General features: G+C 52.1%; 18 protein-coding genes. 13 read left to right on the forward strand and 5 right to left on the reverse strand.

Translation table 11 applies throughout. From position 1 onward, the window contains the following. The first annotated feature begins 171 nt into the window (after nucleotides 1-171). The 3 genes from tkt (at nucleotide 172) to R70723_RS05735 (ending at nucleotide 3,593) form a co-directional block, all read left to right on the forward strand. Entirely contained in the window at nucleotides 172-2,220 is a 2,049-nt protein-coding gene (tkt, locus tag R70723_RS05725; protein WP_039870454.1) for a transketolase, read from the forward strand. 32 nt (nucleotides 2,221-2,252) lie between these two features. Beyond that, entirely contained in the window at nucleotides 2,253-2,570 is a 318-nt protein-coding gene (ppnP, locus tag R70723_RS05730; RefSeq protein WP_039870456.1) for a pyrimidine/purine nucleoside phosphorylase, read from the forward strand. 195 nt (nucleotides 2,571-2,765) lie between these two features. Further along, nucleotides 2,766-3,593 (forward strand): alpha/beta fold hydrolase, encoded by an 828-nt coding sequence (locus R70723_RS05735; RefSeq protein ID WP_039870458.1) that lies wholly within the window; start codon nucleotides 2,766-2,768, stop codon nucleotides 3,591-3,593. Here the strand turns inward: R70723_RS05735 and R70723_RS05740 are convergent. Beyond that, nucleotides 3,586-4,056 (reverse strand): GNAT family N-acetyltransferase, encoded by a 471-nt coding sequence (locus R70723_RS05740; RefSeq protein WP_039870459.1) that lies wholly within the window; start codon nucleotides 4,054-4,056, stop codon nucleotides 3,586-3,588. The genes R70723_RS05735 and R70723_RS05740 overlap by 8 nt on opposite strands. A gap of 193 nt (nucleotides 4,057-4,249) precedes the next feature. Here R70723_RS05740 and R70723_RS05745 point away from each other — a divergent pair, with 193 nt between their 5' ends. Further along, nucleotides 4,250-5,770 (forward strand): M14 family metallopeptidase, encoded by a 1,521-nt coding sequence (locus R70723_RS05745; protein WP_052421193.1) that lies wholly within the window; start codon nucleotides 4,250-4,252, stop codon nucleotides 5,768-5,770. Between the two features lie 108 nt (nucleotides 5,771-5,878). Here the strand turns inward: R70723_RS05745 and R70723_RS05750 are convergent, their stop codons facing one another. Beyond that, entirely contained in the window at nucleotides 5,879-6,784 is a 906-nt protein-coding gene (locus R70723_RS05750; protein WP_039870461.1) for an NAD(P)-dependent oxidoreductase, read from the reverse strand. A 238-nt stretch (nucleotides 6,785-7,022) separates the two neighbouring features. On the opposite strand from R70723_RS05750, the gene R70723_RS05755 reads away from it, so the two are divergent. The 3 genes from R70723_RS05755 to R70723_RS05765 all read left to right on the forward strand — a co-directional run bounded on the left by R70723_RS05755 (nucleotide 7,023) and on the right by R70723_RS05765 (nucleotide 9,721). Then, a complete protein-coding gene (locus R70723_RS05755; RefSeq protein ID WP_039870463.1) occupies nucleotides 7,023-8,378 on the forward strand; it encodes a glucose-6-phosphate isomerase in 1,356 nt (451 codons plus the stop codon). A 125-nt stretch (nucleotides 8,379-8,503) separates the two neighbouring features. After that, nucleotides 8,504-9,136: a YigZ family protein gene (locus tag R70723_RS05760; RefSeq protein WP_039870465.1), complete on the forward strand. Its 633-nt coding sequence runs from the start codon at nucleotides 8,504-8,506 to the stop codon at nucleotides 9,134-9,136. A gap of 3 nt (nucleotides 9,137-9,139) precedes the next feature. Beyond that, a complete protein-coding gene (locus tag R70723_RS05765; protein ID WP_039870467.1) occupies nucleotides 9,140-9,721 on the forward strand; it encodes a TetR/AcrR family transcriptional regulator in 582 nt (193 codons plus the stop codon). A 148-nt stretch (nucleotides 9,722-9,869) separates the two neighbouring features. Here R70723_RS05765 and R70723_RS05770 read toward each other — a convergent pair whose 3' ends face one another. Beyond that, entirely contained in the window at nucleotides 9,870-10,271 is a 402-nt protein-coding gene (locus tag R70723_RS05770) for a secondary thiamine-phosphate synthase enzyme YjbQ (protein WP_039870469.1), read from the reverse strand. A gap of 192 nt (nucleotides 10,272-10,463) precedes the next feature. On the opposite strand from R70723_RS05770, the gene cysT reads away from it, so the two are divergent. The 6 genes from cysT to R70723_RS05800 all read left to right on the forward strand — a co-directional run bounded on the left by cysT (nucleotide 10,464) and on the right by R70723_RS05800 (nucleotide 15,630). After that, on the forward strand, nucleotides 10,464-11,279 hold the full coding sequence (gene cysT / locus R70723_RS05775; protein ID WP_039870471.1) for a sulfate ABC transporter permease subunit CysT: 816 nt from the start codon (nucleotides 10,464-10,466) through the stop codon (nucleotides 11,277-11,279). Continuing rightward, nucleotides 11,276-12,073 carry a sulfate ABC transporter permease subunit gene (locus R70723_RS05780; RefSeq protein WP_039870472.1) on the forward strand — a complete coding sequence of 266 codons (798 nt, stop codon included), beginning with the start codon at nucleotides 11,276-11,278 and terminating at the stop codon, nucleotides 12,071-12,073. Before cysT ends, R70723_RS05780 begins: the two co-directional genes overlap by 4 nt. Before the next feature lie 2 nt (nucleotides 12,074-12,075). After that, nucleotides 12,076-13,140, forward strand: a complete 1,065-nt coding sequence (locus R70723_RS05785) for a sulfate/molybdate ABC transporter ATP-binding protein (protein WP_039870473.1) — start codon at nucleotides 12,076-12,078, stop codon at nucleotides 13,138-13,140. A 19-nt stretch (nucleotides 13,141-13,159) separates the two neighbouring features. Next, nucleotides 13,160-14,230: a sulfate ABC transporter substrate-binding protein gene (locus R70723_RS05790; protein WP_039870475.1), complete on the forward strand. Its 1,071-nt coding sequence runs from the start codon at nucleotides 13,160-13,162 to the stop codon at nucleotides 14,228-14,230. Nucleotides 14,231-14,417: 187 nt separating this feature from the next. Then, complete coding sequence (locus tag R70723_RS05795; RefSeq protein WP_039870477.1) at nucleotides 14,418-15,194, forward strand: MBL fold metallo-hydrolase; 777 nt, start codon at nucleotides 14,418-14,420, stop codon at nucleotides 15,192-15,194. A 67-nt stretch (nucleotides 15,195-15,261) separates the two neighbouring features. Then, nucleotides 15,262-15,630, forward strand: a complete 369-nt coding sequence (locus R70723_RS05800) for a hypothetical protein (RefSeq protein WP_039870479.1) — start codon at nucleotides 15,262-15,264, stop codon at nucleotides 15,628-15,630. 66 nt (nucleotides 15,631-15,696) lie between these two features. Here the strand turns inward: R70723_RS05800 and R70723_RS05805 are convergent, their stop codons facing one another. Beyond that, the gene (locus R70723_RS05805) at nucleotides 15,697-16,503 is read right to left on the reverse strand and encodes a Cof-type HAD-IIB family hydrolase (protein ID WP_039870481.1); all 807 of its coding nucleotides are present in this window, start codon (nucleotides 16,501-16,503) and stop codon (nucleotides 15,697-15,699) included. Nucleotides 16,504-16,545: 42 nt separating this feature from the next. Beyond that, nucleotides 16,546-17,490 (reverse strand): DMT family transporter, encoded by a 945-nt coding sequence (locus R70723_RS05810; protein ID WP_047171038.1) that lies wholly within the window; start codon nucleotides 17,488-17,490, stop codon nucleotides 16,546-16,548. Nucleotides 17,491-17,681: the final 191 nt, after the last annotated feature.

Below are 17,681 nucleotides of genomic sequence, written 5' to 3' on the forward strand. Positions count from 1 at the left end.
TGGTCTTTGGACCAGTATACCGCGCGGGGAGCTGATGCATAAAGCTGATTTTATCTGGTAAAAAATAAGCTGTTCAAATCCTGTGTTTACAAAAACAATTGGTAATGCTTCCGCATTAGTGATACAATAATAGTCAAAATGACATTCTTGATTTAGAGGAGGATTATTTTAATGACTGAGCAGGCAAAAGAGCAAGCGATCCATAAGGAAGAAAATTCGACGGTGGACAACCTGGCGATTACTACGATCCGTACATTGGCTATCGACGCTATTGAAAAAGCCAATTCCGGTCACCCGGGTATGCCGATGGGTTCCGCACCGATGGGTTACCAACTGTTTGCCAAAACAATGAACCACAATCCGGATCACCCTACATGGGTTAACCGTGACCGTTTTGTATTGTCTGCCGGACACGGCTCCATGCTGCTGTACAGCCTGCTGCACCTTAGCGGCTATGACCTGCCGATGGAAGAATTGAAGCAGTTCCGCCAATGGGGCAGCCTGACTCCAGGCCATCCTGAAGTTGGTCACACTGCAGGTGTTGATGCGACTACCGGTCCGCTGGGACAAGGTATCGGTATGGCAGTAGGTATGGCAATGGCTGAAGCTCAGCTGGCTGCTACTTATAATAAAGACAATCACGATGTAATCGACCACTATACGTACGCAATCTGCGGCGACGGCGACCTGATGGAGGGTATTTCCTCCGAATCCGCCTCCCTGGCCGGACACCTCAAGCTGGGCAAGCTGATTGTAATGTACGATTCAAATGATATTTCGCTTGACGGCAAGCTGAATCTGGCATTCTCTGAGAATGTTGCACAGCGTTTTGAAGCTTACGGCTGGCAGGTTCTGCGCGTTGAGGACGGTAACGATCTTCCGGCACTGGGACAGGCTATTGCTGATGCACAGGCAGACACAAGCAAACCGACTCTGATCGAAGTTAAAACGGTTATCGGCTACGGAAGCCCGAACAAGCAGGGTAAAGGCGGCCATGGCGGTACGCACGGCTCCCCGCTGGGCGCTGACGAAGCGAAGCTGACTAAAGACTTCTACAAATGGGTATATGAAGAGGATTTCTTTGTACCGGATGAAGTTCGTGCACGTTTTGCTGAAGTGAAGGAAAAAGGAATTGCCGCGAATAAAGCATGGGACGAGAAATTTGCAGCTTACAAAGAAGCATATCCTGAGCTGGCAGCACAGTTCGAAACAGCAATCAGCGGCGGACTTCCAGAAGGCTGGGATGCACAGCTTCCGTTCTTCACAGCAGAAGACAAAGCCGTGTCCACCCGCGTAGCTTCCGGTAATGCACTGAACGCACTGGCAGCCGGAGTTCCGCAGCTGGTGGGCGGTTCTGCTGACCTTGAGAGCTCCACAATGACTCACCTGAAAGGCTTGACCCAGTTCACATCCGAAGCCTATGACGGCCGTAATATCTACTTCGGCGTACGCGAATTCGGTATGGCTGCAGCTATGAACGGAATTGCCCTGCACAGCGGCCTCAAAGTATTCGGCGGAACGTTCTTCGTATTCACCGACTACCTGCGTCCGGCTGTCCGTCTGGCTTCCATCATGAAGCTGCCGGTAACCTATGTTCTCACTCATGACAGTATCGCTGTCGGCGAAGACGGTCCTACCCATGAACCAATTGAGCAATTGGCTTCCCTGCGTATTATCCCGGGGCTGACTGTAATCCGTCCGGCTGATGCTAACGAAACCTCTGCAGCTTGGGCTTATGCGCTTGAAAATACTGCTAATCCGGTAGCACTGGTGCTTACCCGCCAGAATCTGCCGATCCTTGCAGGAACGGTTGAAGGCGTGCGTGAGAACATCAAGCGCGGCGGTTATGTTGTCTCCGATGCGAAGAACGGTACTCCGCAGGCACAGATTATTGCCACCGGTTCTGAAGTACAGCTCGCTGTAAAAGCACAGGCAGCACTGGCTGAAGAAGGCATCGACGTGCGTGTAATCAGCCTGCCAAGCTGGGATCTGTTCGAGAAGCAGGATAAGGCTTACCGTGATTCTGTTATCCTTCCTGAAGTTAAAGCCCGTCTTGCAGTCGAAATGGCACAGACCTTCGGCTGGGAACGTTACACAGGCGATCAGGGCGACATTCTCGGTATCACTACCTTCGGTGCTTCCGCACCTGGCGATATCGTAATGAAAGAATACGGCTTTACAGTAGAAAATGTAGTCAGCCGCGTTAAAGCCCTGCTATAATAGACGGAATAAATATAAAGGGGAGAATAAGCATGAGTCAGTTTACCAACGCAACAGTTCAAAAAGCAGCCAACATTTATTACGATGGAAAAGTTACCAGCCGCACCGTGATTTTGGAGAACGGCACCAAGGTAACGCTTGGCATCATGCTGCCGGGTGTATATGAATTCGGTACAGAAGGCCCGGAAACCATGGAGATTCTATCCGGAGATCTGAAGGTATTGCTTCCCGGTACCGACGTCTGGAAAGAAATTAAAGGAGCCGAAACGTTCCACGTTCCCGGCAACTCCAAGTTTGCGCTGGAAGTATTCGCATTAACTGATTATTGCTGTTCTTACCCGAACCTGTAATTTTATTTGGTCTATGGAAGGAAGCTCTGCTTAATTGCAGGGCTTCTTTTTTATGGGGAGCAGAGGCGCAGAAAATAAGCCTTGTACAAAATAATGGTATTTGGTATATTGAACAAGAACTAATGTTCTTGTTTTTTTGTCGGAACAACTATTATTTCAATTACATATTACTTTTACTTCAGGGAGCTGATCGCTTTGCTGTACTCGAATGATTACATAACGTTTAACTATGAGGAAGCCGGGGAAGGGCAGCCCATTCTGATTCTACATGGAAACGGGCCGGACCACCGGATGATGATGGGGTGCCTGGAGCCGTTATTCACATCAGGCCAGCAGTACCGGCGGATCTATGTGGATTTACCGGGGATGGGGCGAACTCCGGCGGCGGACTGGATACGGTCTTCAGACGATATGCTGCGTGCCGTGGAGATGATGATTGAGGCGCTGCTTCCCGGTGAACGTTTTCTGCTGGTCGGCCAGTCGTACGGAGGCTATCTTGCAAGAGGGCTGCTCAGAAACTATGCAGATTTAATCGACGGTGTGTTTCTTTTATGTCCTTGTGTTATTGCAGAGATGCGCGACAGAGAGCTGCCGCAGCATCAGGCTGCAGTCTATGACAAGGAACTGCTTGAGGAATTAAGTGAAGCAGAACGGGATGAATTCACATCTATTGCTGTAGTGCAGACCAGGACTGCTTGGGAGCGTTTTAACCGCGAGATTGTGAGTGCCTTGCAACTGGCAGATGACGGCTTCATGGAGCGGATCAAGGCAGCAGGCAAGTATCCGTTCAGCTTTGATGCAGACAGGATGGAGCCCTTTCTTAAACCGAGCCTGATCCTGACCGGAAGACAGGATTCCATGACCGGATACAAGGATGCCTGGAGGCTGCTGGATTTATACCCCCACGCCTCTTTCGCTGTCCTGGACCGTGCAGGGCACAATCTGCATATGGAGCAGGAGGAGCTTTTAGGAGCTATGGTAAAGGAATGGTTAAGCAGAGCCGGGAACGGTATGCTTACCTGACCCGCTCATACTCGATAATGAATTCACCGTCTACCTCATCTGTTACTTTTCCCGTACGTACGAAGCCGAGCTTTTCATAGAAGTAGTGGTTTCTGAGCGCCCAGGAAGGGGTGTCCAGCGTCCATTTACGGGCAGCGGGATAGGTCTGAAACAGGAAGCGGAATGATTCTTGCCCGTAGCCTTGGTTCTGATGCAGCGGATCAATAAAAATACGGCCCAGGTGACATTCTCCAGCCGCAGGGGACGGGAATATAATCATGCCTCCAATGATGTTATCCTCTGCCGTAAGCTTATAGTAATGGGCGTTATTCATCTGCTCAGTCTGCCAGTCTGCGGAGTCGTAGCCGGGAGGGCCGTCTTCTTCTTTATTCTGATAGAGCCTGGCATCGTCATCAAACGTACGCTTCTGGACATCGGCCAGCCTGGCAGCATCCTGTGGATTGGCAAATGATATGGTAAGCATCTTGTTTTATCCTCCTTGGAATATTATGGGTCATACTATAGATTAATAAATTCTTGCATACTGTGCCGGATACCTGCCCGGCGGGCATCTTTATGAGCCGAGGACAGAAATGCCCATAAATATTGACGGGGTAGCAACATTCTCATATACTTCCACTAGCTGCTAGAGTCGATAGAATAGTGGGAGGCGGAGAATGAAACAATCATGGATGTTCAGACGGTTACATAAGGTCCTGCTGGGCTTTTGGACTTGTGTACTGCTGGCCTTAGTTATGCTAATAACACCAGCAGAGGCCTCAGCTAATATTGTGAATGCCAATCAGGTATATTCCTATACGATTATGCAAAGAGATATTGAACGGTTAGTAAAGGCCTATCCGGACCTGGTGTCTATGGAAACATTGGGGCAGAGCGCCTATGGACGGCAGCTATGGGCTGTGAAGCTGGGCAGAGGAGACGCGGTACTGTTCCTGAACGGCTCCCATCATGCCAGAGAATGGATGACAACGACCGTATTAATGAAAATGATTGATACATACGCCCAGGCCTATGTTAACAATACAACCATCTCAGAGTACAGCGTGCGCCGGCTTTTGGATGAAGTGAGCATTTGGATAGTTCCAATGGTGAATCCTGACGGGGTGGCGTTGTCCCAGCAGGGGACGGCAGGCCTTACACCGGAGCTGGCCCAGACTCTGCGGCGTTACAACGGCAACAGTACCAACTTTACCCGCTGGAAGGCAAACATGCAGGGCATCGACCTCAACCGCCAGTATCCGGCGAACTGGAGTGCGATCAGAAATGCAGGTTCATACCCGTGGTACCAGAATTATAAGGGCCAAAGACCTGCACAGGCGCCGGAGGTGCAGCTGATGATGGATTTCACCTACCGGATTGATCCGGAGATGACGATTTCCTATCATAGCTCCGGAGAAATCATATTCTGGCATTTTAATACCCTCAGCAGCAATGTAGCCAGGGATCAGGTGATAGCCCGGACACTTAGCCGTATGACCGGATATTCTCTTGTATCTCCTGAGAAAAATCCTTCCGGCGGAGGGTATAAGGACTGGTTCATCCAGGAGTTTGGCCGCCCCGGCCTTACCATTGAAATTGCCAGATATGCCGGTGAGAGCAATGTTCCTTTAAGCCAGTTCGGGAGCGTATGGAATGATAACCGGGGAGTGGGGCTTTATTCGGCACTGCAGTCCCATTCCTTATGGCTGAATAAGCAGAAGGTCCAGTATCTCCAGCAGTCTATGGACGTGTTGGCTGAAACCAAGCTCTACTCCAAAATAGGAGCGTTGTCCGGAGGTGTCAGCATCCAGCCGCAAAGACTGCATGTGACCGCCAAAAAGGGTGACTGGTATCAGGTACAGGCTGAAGAAGGCACCGGCTGGATACAAGCTTCTCCCGGAAAGCTGGCGGTGGTGGAGGAGATTGCAGCAGCTGCGGAGCTCAAGGTGAGTGTTCCGGTATATAAATATCCGGATACCTATGCTCCTAAAGTAACGTTCCTGGAGCCGCAGACCGTTCAGGTGTCAGGCAGATGGGGGAACTGGCTGCTGGCCCTGACGCCGGGCGGAAGCTGGTGGATCGATGGTCGAACGGCAGAGCTGCAGTGGCCTGTAGTGGAAGAGGGGCAGGGAGCAGCAATTGAAAACGAAGGTACAGGAGAAATCGTGGTTGAGCCGGTGAGCAGCCCGGAAATATAGACCTTTTATAGCTAATGCTGATTTGCCGCGTGCGCAAAAAAGGTGTTCCACAACCAGATTACGGCTGAGAGGAACACCTTTTTATTAAAAATAAATCTGTACTATAGCTTATTCCTGGGCAGTATTATCTGCCCCGATTTTGCGGCCGATCCATGCTTCGTAGGTTTTCACTACAGCTGACAGATCCTCGTCACCGTAGCCTTGGGTGTAACCCGCCTGGAACATGCTCTTGGCCAGTCCCAGCATAGGTGCAGGGACCCCGGTGGAGTCGCTGAGTACGGAAGCAAGCTTCAAGTCCTTAAGCATAAGAGCCAGCGAGAACTGGTTGCTGAAGTCATCTTCAATGATCTTGCGCCCTTTCAGCTCAGCCTGCTTGCTGCCTGCGGAGCCGTTCTGGACAAGCTCCAGGAACTTGTCTGCCGGTACGCCGTTCTTTACAGCAATGGAGAAGCCTTCTGCGAGGGCAACATTATGAATGCCGACCATAGAATTATGGGCCAGCTTGGCTACAGCGCCGCTGCCGTTCCCGCCCATATGAAGCAGCAGGCGGCCCATGGTATCAAAGAGATCCCGATGTGCTTCAATGACCTTGGCATCACCGCCGACCATGAACACTAGCGTTCCTTCGATGGCTGCAGGCTTACTGCCTGTTACCGGTGCATCGAGGAAGCTGCCGCCGCGTTCCTCTACAGCAGCAGCGATCTCTTTAACCAGTCCGGGGGAAATGGTACTGGAATCAATAATGACGGCTCCGGGCTTGAGGGCGGCCAGAATGCCGTTATCTCCATAAAAAACCTCCCGGATCGAATCATCATTGCTGATCATGGTAATAATAACATCCTTGTCCTGCGCTGCTGCCTGCGGGGTAGCTGCAACCGCTGCACCTGCATCCTCCAGGGGCTTGCATTTCTCTGCCGTACGGTTGTATACCGTAACCTGGTATCCGCCTTTCAGCAGATTTGCCGCCATGGGCGCGCCCATCGTTCCGAGTCCGATAAAGCCGATCTGTTTCATTCCATCTCCGCCTTCACTCTTTTTTCTTCATTCTATCACGGCGCTTGGGGTTGTTCCACCGGATCGCCTGTCATGTATATCGGGCAAGCGCTTTCATGTAACTTTCGAAAACTTGTGCCAAAAGCCCGGGATGTGCCCTAAGACCTTGCCAGTCAAGGCAAATTAAAGTATCCTAGATTATAAAGTTGTAACAAACCGTGTCAAATCCAAAGAGATAAACAGGAGGTTACCATAACCGATGTCCAAGAAGATTAATTTTGACTACAGCAAAGCCCTGTCCTTCCTTAACCAGCATGAAGTTGACTACTTTGCTGCTCCGATTAAACTAGCCCATGAGCAACTGCATAACAAAACTGGGGCCGGCTCCGATTACCTGGGCTGGATTGATCTCCCGACCGCATATGACAAGGAAGAGTTCGCCCGCATTCAAGAGGCAGCCAAGAAGATCCAGAGTGATTCCGATGTTCTGATTGTTATCGGTATCGGCGGTTCTTATCTGGGAGCACGTGCTGCTATTGAAGCACTTACGCATTCCTTCCACAATAACCTGCCTAAGGAACAGCGCAAGACTCCTGAGGTATACTTCGCAGGTAATAACATCAGCTCTACATACATCACACACCTGCTCGATTTGGTTGAAGGCAAGGACTTCTCCGTTAACGTAATTTCCAAATCCGGAACAACCACTGAACCGGCAATCGCCTTCCGTATTTTCCGTGCAGCACTGGAGAAGAAATACGGCAAGGAAGAAGCGCGCAAGCGCATCTACGCTACTACAGACAAGGAGAAGGGCGCCCTCAAGAAGCTGGCTACTGAAGAAGGCTATGAGTCGTTCATCATTCCTGATGATGTAGGCGGACGTTATTCCGTACTGACACCTGTAGGCCTTCTGCCGATTGCTGTAGCAGGCATTAACATTGAAGAAATGATGCAGGGAGCCGCAGCCGCAGCGGATGAATTCAACAATCCGGATGTAGCAACCAACCAAAGCTATCAATATGCTGCAGTGCGCAACGCCCTGTACCGCAAAGGCAAGACAACAGAAATTCTCGTTAACTACGAACCGTCCCTGCACTTCGTATCCGAATGGTGGAAGCAGCTGTACGGCGAAAGCGAAGGCAAGGATTACAAAGGAATCTATCCTTCTTCCGTTGATTTCTCCACCGACCTTCACTCCATGGGCCAGTTCATTCAGGAGGGTAACCGCAACATTTTCGAAACAGTTATCCAGGTTGAGCAGGTTCGTCACCACATCACACTCGAAAGCGATGCTGACGATCTTGACGGCCTGAACTTCCTTGCCGGTGAAACAGTGGACTTTGTTAACAAGAAGGCTTTCCAGGGAACGCTGCTGGCGCACACAGACGGACAAGTGCCGAACCTGATCGTGACCATCCCTGATCAAACTCCATATACTTTCGGTTATCTGGTTTACTTCTTTGAAAAAGCCTGCGGTATCAGCGGATACCTGCTTGGCGTTAATCCGTTTGACCAGCCGGGCGTGGAAGCATACAAGAAGAACATGTTCGCGCTGCTGGGTAAACCGGGCTACGAGAAAGAAAAAGCCGAACTGGAATCCAGACTTACAGAATAGTATCATCGTACATCACAGATCATTCATACATTAGAAGTAACTGGGAGCAGTCCATAGGTTATCCATACCGGGGCTGCTCCTAAATTATATAGTTATCCCAAGACTAAGTAAGGAATGGAATAAGGATGCTGGAACAATATCGGACGGTGCGTTCTCCCGGATCCCGGGAAGTCGTAATTCGTAAGTCGCGTTTCATCGGCCATGTCATGCCGGTGGACAATGAAGAAGAGGCTATGCAATTTATTGAAGACATCAAGAAGCAGCACCGCAATGCCACGCATAACTGCTCTGCTTACATGATTGGCGAAAGAGATGAGATTCAAAGACAGTCAGATGACGGGGAACCGAGTGGAACGGCCGGGAAACCGATTTTGGAAGTAATCCGCAACCAACAAGTTAAAAATGTCGCAATTGTCGTAACCCGTTATTTCGGAGGCATCATGCTGGGGGCAGGCGGACTCATCCGGGCTTATGCTGACGGCGCTGTACTGGCGCTTGAGGCTGGTGAAGTGGTTACCCGGGTGCTGAGACGCGAAGTCTTCGTGCAGCTTGATTATACGTGGCTGGGTAAGGTTGAGAACGAGCTGCGTTCCAAGGGCACCAAGACCGGCGAAACCTCTTTTACAGATACAGTGACGCTGCTGTGCCTGCCGCGGAATGATGAAGGTGACGCTTTTGTAGCATGGATAACGGATCTTACCCAGGGGCAAGCGCTGGTTACAGAAGGGCGGCGGCTTTACTACAGCGAAGGGGAATAGATTATGGCAAGAAGAGCAGTGGAGCGGGAGTTGTCTAGGGAGAGGATTCTGGAGGCGGCCAGGCATCTGTTTATCACTAAAGGATACCGTGCAATCTCAATGCGCAGCATAGGACAGCATCTGGGATACAGCCATGGCTCGCTCTATTATCATTTCAAGGAAAAAGCAGAGCTGTTCTATGCCATTATGGTTGAAGATTTCAATCATGTGGCGGGTCTGCTCAATCAAGCAATGAATAATCCGCCTGAACCTGGCATGACCCGGGTGGAGCAGCTGGTCATGGAATTTATCCGGTTTGGACTCGATCATCCGCATCAGTATGAGATCATGTTCATGATCCGGGATGAAGAGCTTCTGGCTTATTGCCGGGCAGAACAGGGGCGATGTTTTGAATTATTCGCAGGTATTGTCCGCCGGCATATGAAGGAAGAAGGATATGTTTCCGAGGATTGGCAGAGTGTACCGCTGACATTGTTCTTATCAGCCCATGGCTTTATTTCTTATTATATTCAGGATAAAGTATCTTTTGATGATGTTAAGCAGGCTGCTCTTACGCATATTAAGGTGCTCAGCCGCAGCTTGTAGTTTACGTATTTTTAGGGCTCCGCGCTTTAGAGCTGTGCATTGGTATAACTTTGCATAGTGAAAGTGTTATAGGAGCTATAGAATCTATAGAAGAGGCTCCGCCAGGAAATGGCGGAGCCTGTCTATGGGCTTTTTTTGACAATAAATATTATCCCTCAATAATCTTTACATAATATTGGCGGTGCCTTGGCCCGTCGAACTCACAGAAATAAATGCCCTGCCAGCGTCCGAGCAGCAGCGAGCCCCCGTGGATGATGATGCTTTGGGAGGGACCTGTAGTTATCGATTTCAGATGGGAGGCGGTATTACCTTCTCCATGGCGGTATTTCGGATGCTCCCAGGGATACACCTCATCCAGCCTCATCAGCACATCGTGCTTCACATCCGGATCAGCATTTTCGTTAATGGCAATTCCTGCTGTCGTATGCGGACAGTAGACTACAGCTATGCCATTTTGCACCCCGCTTTTTTTTACACAGGAAATCACTTCACGGGTAATATCACGCAGCTCGTCCCGTTTGCTGGTTGAAATTTCGATGGTATGTAACATAATACTATCCCCTCCCTGTACTATAAATAAAATATACTATAGTTTACCCCAAATTGAACGAAAGTAATTGACGGACACAGGCGGCTTTGGTAAAGTAGTGATAATTATAATACCAAGTATATTAATAGGAATAATTATGGGCGTAATGGCTACTATACCGACCGGATATCCGGAGGTGGGGGGACTTCTAACTTGAATTCGCTGCTTAGACACAAGGGCTGGACCTGGGGATTCCGCACAACGATTCTGCTGTATTTTGTGGTGCTGATTGTTTTGCCGATACTCGGCGTATATTACAATTCCTTTTCGCTGGGCTTCAGCACCTTTATCGAAGCTGTAAGCGACCCGATTGCCTGGAAATCCGTATTGCTAACGCTTAAGCTGGCGGTCATTGCTACGGTCATTAATGTCCTGCTGGGCACGATGATTGCCTGGGTACTGATCCGCTACCGGTTCCCCGGCAAGGCGCTGCTGAACAGTCTGGTTGACCTGCCTTTTGCCCTGCCGACAGCGGTCGGGGGATTGATGATTCTGCTGCTGCTCGGTCCGGGCAGCCTGATTGGCGGACTGGCGGAGAGGCTCGGCTTCGAGATTGTTTTTCATCAGCCGGCTATTGTGATTGCTATGATCTTTGTAACGTTCCCCTTTGTCATCCGGGCGGTGCAGCCGCTGCTGGAGGAGCTTGATCCTTCCGAGGAGGAGGCCGCCTATACAATGGGCGCCAAGAGCAGCCGGGTATTCCGTCAGGTGATTCTGCCCTCTATGGCCCCGGGAATGATCAGCGGAGGAATGCTGGCCTTCTCTCGCGCGCTGGCGGAATTCGGTGCAGTCGTGCTGGTAGCCGGTAACATTCCGGGACGGACACTGGTGTCCTCGGTTTTTATTTTCGGTGAAGTAGAAAGTGATAATCCGGTCGGTGCAGCCGCAGTGTCAGTCATTCTGCTGACCTTGTCCTTCCTCATCCTCTGGCTGATTAATTTGCTGCAGATGCGGGGGAGAAGAGCATGAGAAAACTATGGATTATTCTTACTTATCTTGTTTTCATTCTGCTGATTGCCGCTCCGCTGGGTAAAATGGCGACGGAGGCGTTCAGCGACGGGTTCAGCGGTTTTTGGGCTTCACTGTCGCGGCCGGAGGCACTGCATGCGCTGATGATGACCGGGTTCGTGGTTGTGGTGGTTACGCTGCTGAATACCTTGTTCGGCATTATGCTGGCATTGTATCTGGTGCGGGCCAACTGGCTGGGCAAACGGCTAAAGGGGCTGTTGAACAGCATTGTCGATCTGCCGTATGCCGTGTCACCGGTAATCGGCGGGCTGATGATCGTTTTGCTGCTTGGTCCGGACAGCGCGCTGGGTGCGCTTTTTGAACAGATTGGAGTCAATATCGTTTATGCTTTTCCCGGAATGGTCATTGCCACACTATTTGTGACCTTCCCGCTGATGGTGCGTGAGGTGATGCCGGTGCTGCAGGAGATCGGTTCACAGCAGGAGGAGGCCGCTTCGACGCTCGGAGCGTACGGCTGGACAACCTTTTGGAAGGTGACCTGGCCCTCGATCCGCTGGGCAGTCATCTATGGCGTAATCCTGACGGTGGCCCGCTCACTGGGGGAATTCGGAGCCGTGCTTGTTGTATCGGGTAACATTATGAATAAAACACAGACCGCAACTACGCTGGTCTACCAGGATGTAGAGAACTTTAATGTAACGGCAGCGGGCGGTGTGGCCCTGGTACTGGCAGCTTTCTCCGCCGGTCTGCTGCTGATGATGGAATGGAGTAAGAGACGAAAGGGTGTGCATTAGGGATGCATGTAGAGGTTCGGGGACTAAATAAGCACTTTGGAGATTTTCACGCCGTGAAGGACGTTAATTTCGGGATTACCAAGGGTCATCTGATCGGCCTGCTCGGCCCAAGCGGCGGCGGCAAAACCTCGATTCTGCGCATGCTGGCAGGACTGGAAACACCGGATAGCGGTGAAATTATTTTTCATGGCAAAACGGTCAACAACCTCCCGCCGCAGGAGCGCGAAATCGGCTTTGTGTTCCAGAACTATGCGCTCTTTAAGCACATGACTGTCTATGAGAATATCGCTTTTGGACTGAAGGTTAAGAAAGCGAATAAGAATGCAATCCGTGACCGGGTTACTGAGCTGGTTGAGCTTACCGGACTCAAGGGATTCGAGAAGCGTTATCCGCACCAGCTGTCCGGCGGACAGCGCCAGCGGGTGGCTTTTGCCCGGGCGCTTGCGCCTGAGCCGCAGCTGCTGCTGCTGGATGAGCCGTTTGCTGCGATTGACGCGAAGATCCGCCAGGAGCTGCGTTCCTGGCTGCGCGAGCTGATTGAACGTGTCGGCATCACCTCAATCTTCGTCACGCATGACCAGGATGAGGCAATCGAGGTGGCCGATGAGATTATGATTATTAATCAGGGGCGTCTGGAGCAGAAGGGCACCCCATGGGATATCTACAAAGAGCCTAAGACGCCGTTTGTGGCAACCTTTATCGGTGAATCGACGCTGATTGAGAGTGCGAGCGAGCTCAAGGGCTTCAAGAATGCGGGCGGCGGTAAGCCGACCAAGGCGCTGATCCGTCCTGAGTATATTGAGGTAGGCCATCTGAATGAGTTCAAAATGGCTTCGGCTACTGAGCAGGGCATCGTGAAGCATCTGCATTTCCGCGGCAGCGAGTGGCTGGTAGAGGTAGAGGTGAATGGGCATAAGCTGGTAACGTACCGTTCGCTTGAAAAGGAAACCCTTGCGCCAGGCCAGGAAATTTCTGTTCTGGTCCATCGCGCCTACCTGTTCAATGACGAGCGCAGCTGGATTCAGGAGAACGGGCTGAAGGAAGATCCGATGCCTGTGTTTATCTAAGTAAAGGATGTGTGCCGGTATGAGGGTTCACAAAAGGAGCAGACAACTGCACGGATGGCTGGCAGCCCTGATGCTGGCATTGCTCGCACTGGCTCTGGCCGGCTGCGGAGACGGTAAGGAAACGGCAGAAGGTGAAGCGGCTCCCCAGCAGGGCGATTTGACCCTGGTAGTTGGAGCTTACAGCGTGGTCAAGGATGCAATGGGCGACATTCTGCCCTTGTTCGCAGCGGACTGGAAGGCCAAAACCGGGCAGACCATTGTCTTCCAGGAGTCTTATGAAGCCTCGGGTACGCAGGCGAGAGCGATTGCCGGGGGATTTGAAGCGGATGTGACTCTGCTGGCGCTTGAAGGAGATATCGAGAAGCTGGTCAAAGCCGGGCTGGTCGCGGACACCTGGAAGGAGCACGGCGCGGACGGCATGATTACCCGTTCAGTGGTAGCACTGGGGACGCGTGAAGGGAATCCGAAGGGGATTAAAGACTTCACCGACTTGGCAAAGCCGGATGTGAAGGTGCTCTACCCCAACCCCAAGACCTCCGGCGGAGCGCAGTGGGATATCAACGCAATTTATGGAGCCGGCCTGAAGATGTCCGAGGAGCAAACCGGGGTGAAGGATCCTGCGGCTGCAAAAGCTTTTTTGGAGCAGGTACACGCCAATGTCGAATCCTTGGATAAAAGCGGGCGGGCCTCCATGGCTGCCTTTGAATACGGCGTAGGGGATGTCATCGTTACGTATGAAAATGAGCTGCTGGCGCGGATTGCCAAGGGTGTGAAGTATGAAGTCATCATTCCTAAGGATACGATTCTGATTGAAAATCCGGCTGCTGTTGTAGACAAATATGTAGATGAGCGGGGCACTCGTGAAGCTGCCGAAGCGCTGGTCGATTATCTGTCGACACCTGCCGCGCAGGAGGTATTTGCCGAGCACGGCTTCCGTCCGGTAAACGAGCAGGTGTATGCAGCCAACGAGAGCCGGTATCCGGTTCCTGCCGGACTGTTCGGCATCGATTATCTCGGCGGCTGGACGGAGGTCCGGGAGACGCTGTATTCCAAGCGGGGCATCTGGTATCAGGTGCTGGCGGGGATTTAGCGGCTGGGCTGTCTGTGGTGAGGAAGCAAGAATGAAGGTAAGTGGGGCCGTTCCTCCAGAGCTGGAGGGCGGCTTTTTTTGATGCAGAAAACGGGGCGGAGTGGAGAGACTGGATGAGATGAACAGTGATATGTACTATAATGAGGATTACTAATCTTAGCTGTTTGAACTGGAGGAGCGAGGGCGAATGGATACGTTGGTGTTTTTGGGGACAGGCGACGCGATGGGCGTACCCCGGGTGTACTGCAACTGTGAGAATTGTATGGAGGCGAGAACGGGCGGGATGAATGCCCGGCTGCGCTCATCCGTGCTTATAGATAACGGCAGTGATTTTTTTGCGATTGACTGCGGGCCGGACTGGCGGCGGCAGATGGAGCTGCAGGGGCTGCGCAGCATGCGCAGGCTGCTGATAACCCATGCTCATTTTGACCATATCGGCGGACTGCCGGAATGGACGGATGCCTGCCGCTGGATGGGTCACCGTGGAGAGCTGTATGCTCCGGCTGAAGTAATCCCGATCATTCAGCGGCAATACCCGTGGCTGAGCGGACACATAGACATGATTCCCTGCGATGACGGGATTGAGCTGGATGGCTGGCAGATCAGCACCTGGCGGGTGAACCATGGCAAGAACGGCTATTCTTACGCGTACAAGCTGGAAAAGGCTGAGTATACATGGATATATTGCTCCGACTCCATCTCACTCGGACCGGAGGAGACCGAACCCATGCTTGGAGCCGATCTGCTGGTGCTTGGTACCAGCTTCTATTATGAAGCCGCCGAGCTGTCCACCCGCTCTGTGTATGATATGACGGAAGCAGCGGAGCTGCTGAAGACGGTCCAGCCGGCCCGCACCATTTATACGCACATGTCGCATGATGTGGACATCCGCAAGGACTACATTTTGCCGGAGGGCGTTACTCTGGCCGTTACGGGGATGAGGCTTGCACTGGAGCGGGTGTAGAGTCGGGCTGGACGGCTGAATGGTTGGAAGAAAGGGGAGTGCCTCTGATTCCGGCGGAGTTGGCGGAATGGGCGAAAGGAAAGGCAAAAGTGACTTTGATTCCGGCGCAGGCGGCGGAATGAGCGAAAGGAAAGGCAAATATGCCTCTGATTCCGGCGGAGTTGGCGGAATGGACGAAATGAAGGGCAAAAGTGCCCTTGATTCCGGCGCAATCGGCGGAATGGGCGAAATCAAAGGCAAAAGTGCCTCTGATTCCGGCGGAGTTGGCAGAATGGGCGAAATGAAGGGCAAAAGTGCCTCTGATTCCGGCGTATTCTGCGGCTCGGCATGCGCGGCTTTGACGGGGAACTGCATGACAGTAAAGTGTATGCCAAGGTGCGCGGAGCGGAGTTTTAGCCGGAAGACCAGGCGGACGGGTTGTCTGACCGGCAAATAAAAGAAGGGTGCGCTGCGCCGGTTGATTGTAAACCGGCGGCAGCGCACCCTTTTGTCATAAAAGTAACTATTCTACTGTCTTCAAAATAAACTTGTCGATCGCATACTTCACGCCGTCTTCGTTGTTGCTGAGGGTGACGAAATCGGCAATTTCCTTGAGCGCAGGAATGGCATTGGCCATTGCAACTCCAAGACCGGCCGCTTCCAGCATCTCATGGTCATTCCAGGAATCGCCGACAGCAATCGTTTCGGACAGCTCGCAGCCGAAATGCTCTGCCAGGAACTCGAGCGCAATGCCCTTGGTGCCTTCACTATGCATGATCTCCAGGAAGTGCGGCTTGGATTTGGTAATGTGAACGGAGTCGCCCAGCAGCTCACGCAGAATCGGGGACAGCTCGTCCAGGTAGGCCGGGTCGTCGATGATGAGCATTTTCGGTGTTTTTTGCGGAACAAGCTTGTTTTCCCAGTCCGGCTCAATGAAGTATTGGGTCCGGTTCAGCTGGGAATATTCAATCAGCTTCTGGTTCTCCTCGCGCGCATACAGCTTGTCATCAATATATGTCTGCAGGTGCAGATCATGCTCCACACAATACTGGAAAAGCTTGCGTACAGCATCCTGCGGTACATAACGCTCGTAGAGCACCTTTTCGTCCATCAGGTTCTTAACCAGCGCACCCTGGTAAGTGATGATCGGCACATTGAGGCCGGTCTGGCGGGCAATAGCCTGGGCAGAAGCATAAGCACGGCCGGTTGCCAGCGTTACTACAACACCTGCAGCGACAGCTTGCTCAAGCGCGGTCTGTGTGGCAGGGGTTACTTCCTTGTCATCATTAATCAGTGTGTCGTCGATATCAATTGCAATCAGTTTGTACATTCGGGTTCTCTCCTAAAGGTTATTGTTCTAGTATAAATGAAATTATCCGTCTGATGAAGCCAGGTTACCGGATTCCCCTTCAGCATGTCCGTCTTTGTCAGACACAGGACTGAGCTCGGCAGTAAGCATGGCCGCAAGGATGAGCAGACAGCCAAGCCCGGCGGATAAACCGAGCTTCTCACCGCCAAAGACAAGTCCGGTAAAAGCGGCGAACACCGGATCCATCGCGTAGATAATGGCCACCCGGGACGGTGTGGTGTATTTCTGGCAGGCGGTCTGAATCCAGAAGGCAAATGCGCTGGTCGGCCCGATGGAGATCAGCAGCGCCCAGAGCACATCAGGCTCCCTGACCAGCTCCGCACTCTGCAGCAGCGGGCCGCTGCCGTCAACAATCAGTGAGGCGGCGATGCTGAGCAGGCCGACAACAGCAAGCTGCAGCGTGGCCAGCGGCAGAGCCGGATAGCGCGGCGCATACACGCCGGTATAGGCAATCTGCAGGGCAAAAGCGACCGCGCAGAGCAGTACCAGGCTGTCACCCAGTCCAAGCGAAAATGCCGAGCCTGTGAAGGTCAGCAGATACAGTCCTGCTACGGCAATAGCTGCACTGAGCCATGTATAGCGGGAGATGGAATGCTTCAGCAGCGCGAGTGACAGGAAGGGGACGATCACGACGGACAGGCCGGTGATGAACCCGGTATTGGAGGTGCTTGTGTACAGCAGTCCCATCGTCTGCAGACCATAGCCCATAAACAGAAAAAGACCCAGCAGCAGGGCATGCAGTACCATACGCCAGCTTAGCTGTCTCCATTCATGACGGTAAAAAACAGCCGTAATCAAGGCCAGTAACAGAGCCGCACCAGTGAACCGGATGCTGTTGAAGGCAAGCGGCGGCAGTACCCTGACGGCATGCTGGACGATCAGGAAGGTACAGCCCCACATCAGCGCCACCAGCAGCAGGCTGAGATCAGCGATTCGCGAGCGGCTCACAGTCGTCATCCTTTCATGAAATACAGAAAACGTATCAAGTTGTCCAAATTGTATCCTAAAACACAGGGGAGGACAAGCCATAACTGTACTGAAGCCCGGCAGCTAAAGGCTTTCCGGGAATATAATGCGGCTGCAGGCTGGACAAAAAAACGCTCTCTTAGTATACTTTGGTAACCGCACATTTGTTCTTA

Origin of the sequence: Paenibacillus sp. FSL R7-0273 (assembly GCF_000758625.1) — a bacterium.
Classification (GTDB): domain Bacteria; phylum Bacillota; class Bacilli; order Paenibacillales; family Paenibacillaceae; genus Paenibacillus_AQ.

Excerpts from the sequence above, each read along its gene's own strand:
- tkt (WP_039870454.1), top strand. The coding sequence starts at position 172 with ATGACTGAGCAGGCAAAAGAGCAAGCGATCCATAAGGAAGAAAATTCG.
- ppnP (WP_039870456.1), top strand. The coding sequence starts at position 2,253 with ATGAGTCAGTTTACCAACGCAACAGTTCAAAAAGCAGCCAACATTTAT.
- R70723_RS05740 (WP_039870459.1), bottom strand. The coding sequence starts at position 4,056 with ATGCTTACCATATCATTTGCCAATCCACAGGATGCTGCCAGGCTGGCC.
- R70723_RS05745 (WP_052421193.1), top strand. The coding sequence starts at position 4,250 with ATGAAACAATCATGGATGTTCAGACGGTTACATAAGGTCCTGCTGGGC.
- R70723_RS05750 (WP_039870461.1), bottom strand. The coding sequence starts at position 6,784 with ATGAAACAGATCGGCTTTATCGGACTCGGAACGATGGGCGCGCCCATG.
- R70723_RS05755 (WP_039870463.1), top strand. The coding sequence starts at position 7,023 with ATGTCCAAGAAGATTAATTTTGACTACAGCAAAGCCCTGTCCTTCCTT.
- R70723_RS05760 (WP_039870465.1), top strand. The coding sequence starts at position 8,504 with ATGCTGGAACAATATCGGACGGTGCGTTCTCCCGGATCCCGGGAAGTC.
- R70723_RS05765 (WP_039870467.1), top strand. The coding sequence starts at position 9,140 with ATGGCAAGAAGAGCAGTGGAGCGGGAGTTGTCTAGGGAGAGGATTCTG.
- R70723_RS05770 (WP_039870469.1), bottom strand. The coding sequence starts at position 10,271 with ATGTTACATACCATCGAAATTTCAACCAGCAAACGGGACGAGCTGCGT.
- R70723_RS05780 (WP_039870472.1), top strand. The coding sequence starts at position 11,276 with ATGAGAAAACTATGGATTATTCTTACTTATCTTGTTTTCATTCTGCTG.
- R70723_RS05785 (WP_039870473.1), top strand. The coding sequence starts at position 12,076 with ATGCATGTAGAGGTTCGGGGACTAAATAAGCACTTTGGAGATTTTCAC.
- R70723_RS05790 (WP_039870475.1), top strand. The coding sequence starts at position 13,160 with ATGAGGGTTCACAAAAGGAGCAGACAACTGCACGGATGGCTGGCAGCC.
- R70723_RS05795 (WP_039870477.1), top strand. The coding sequence starts at position 14,418 with ATGGATACGTTGGTGTTTTTGGGGACAGGCGACGCGATGGGCGTACCC.
- R70723_RS05800 (WP_039870479.1), top strand. The coding sequence starts at position 15,262 with ATGGGCGAAAGGAAAGGCAAAAGTGACTTTGATTCCGGCGCAGGCGGC.
- R70723_RS05805 (WP_039870481.1), bottom strand. The coding sequence starts at position 16,503 with ATGTACAAACTGATTGCAATTGATATCGACGACACACTGATTAATGAT.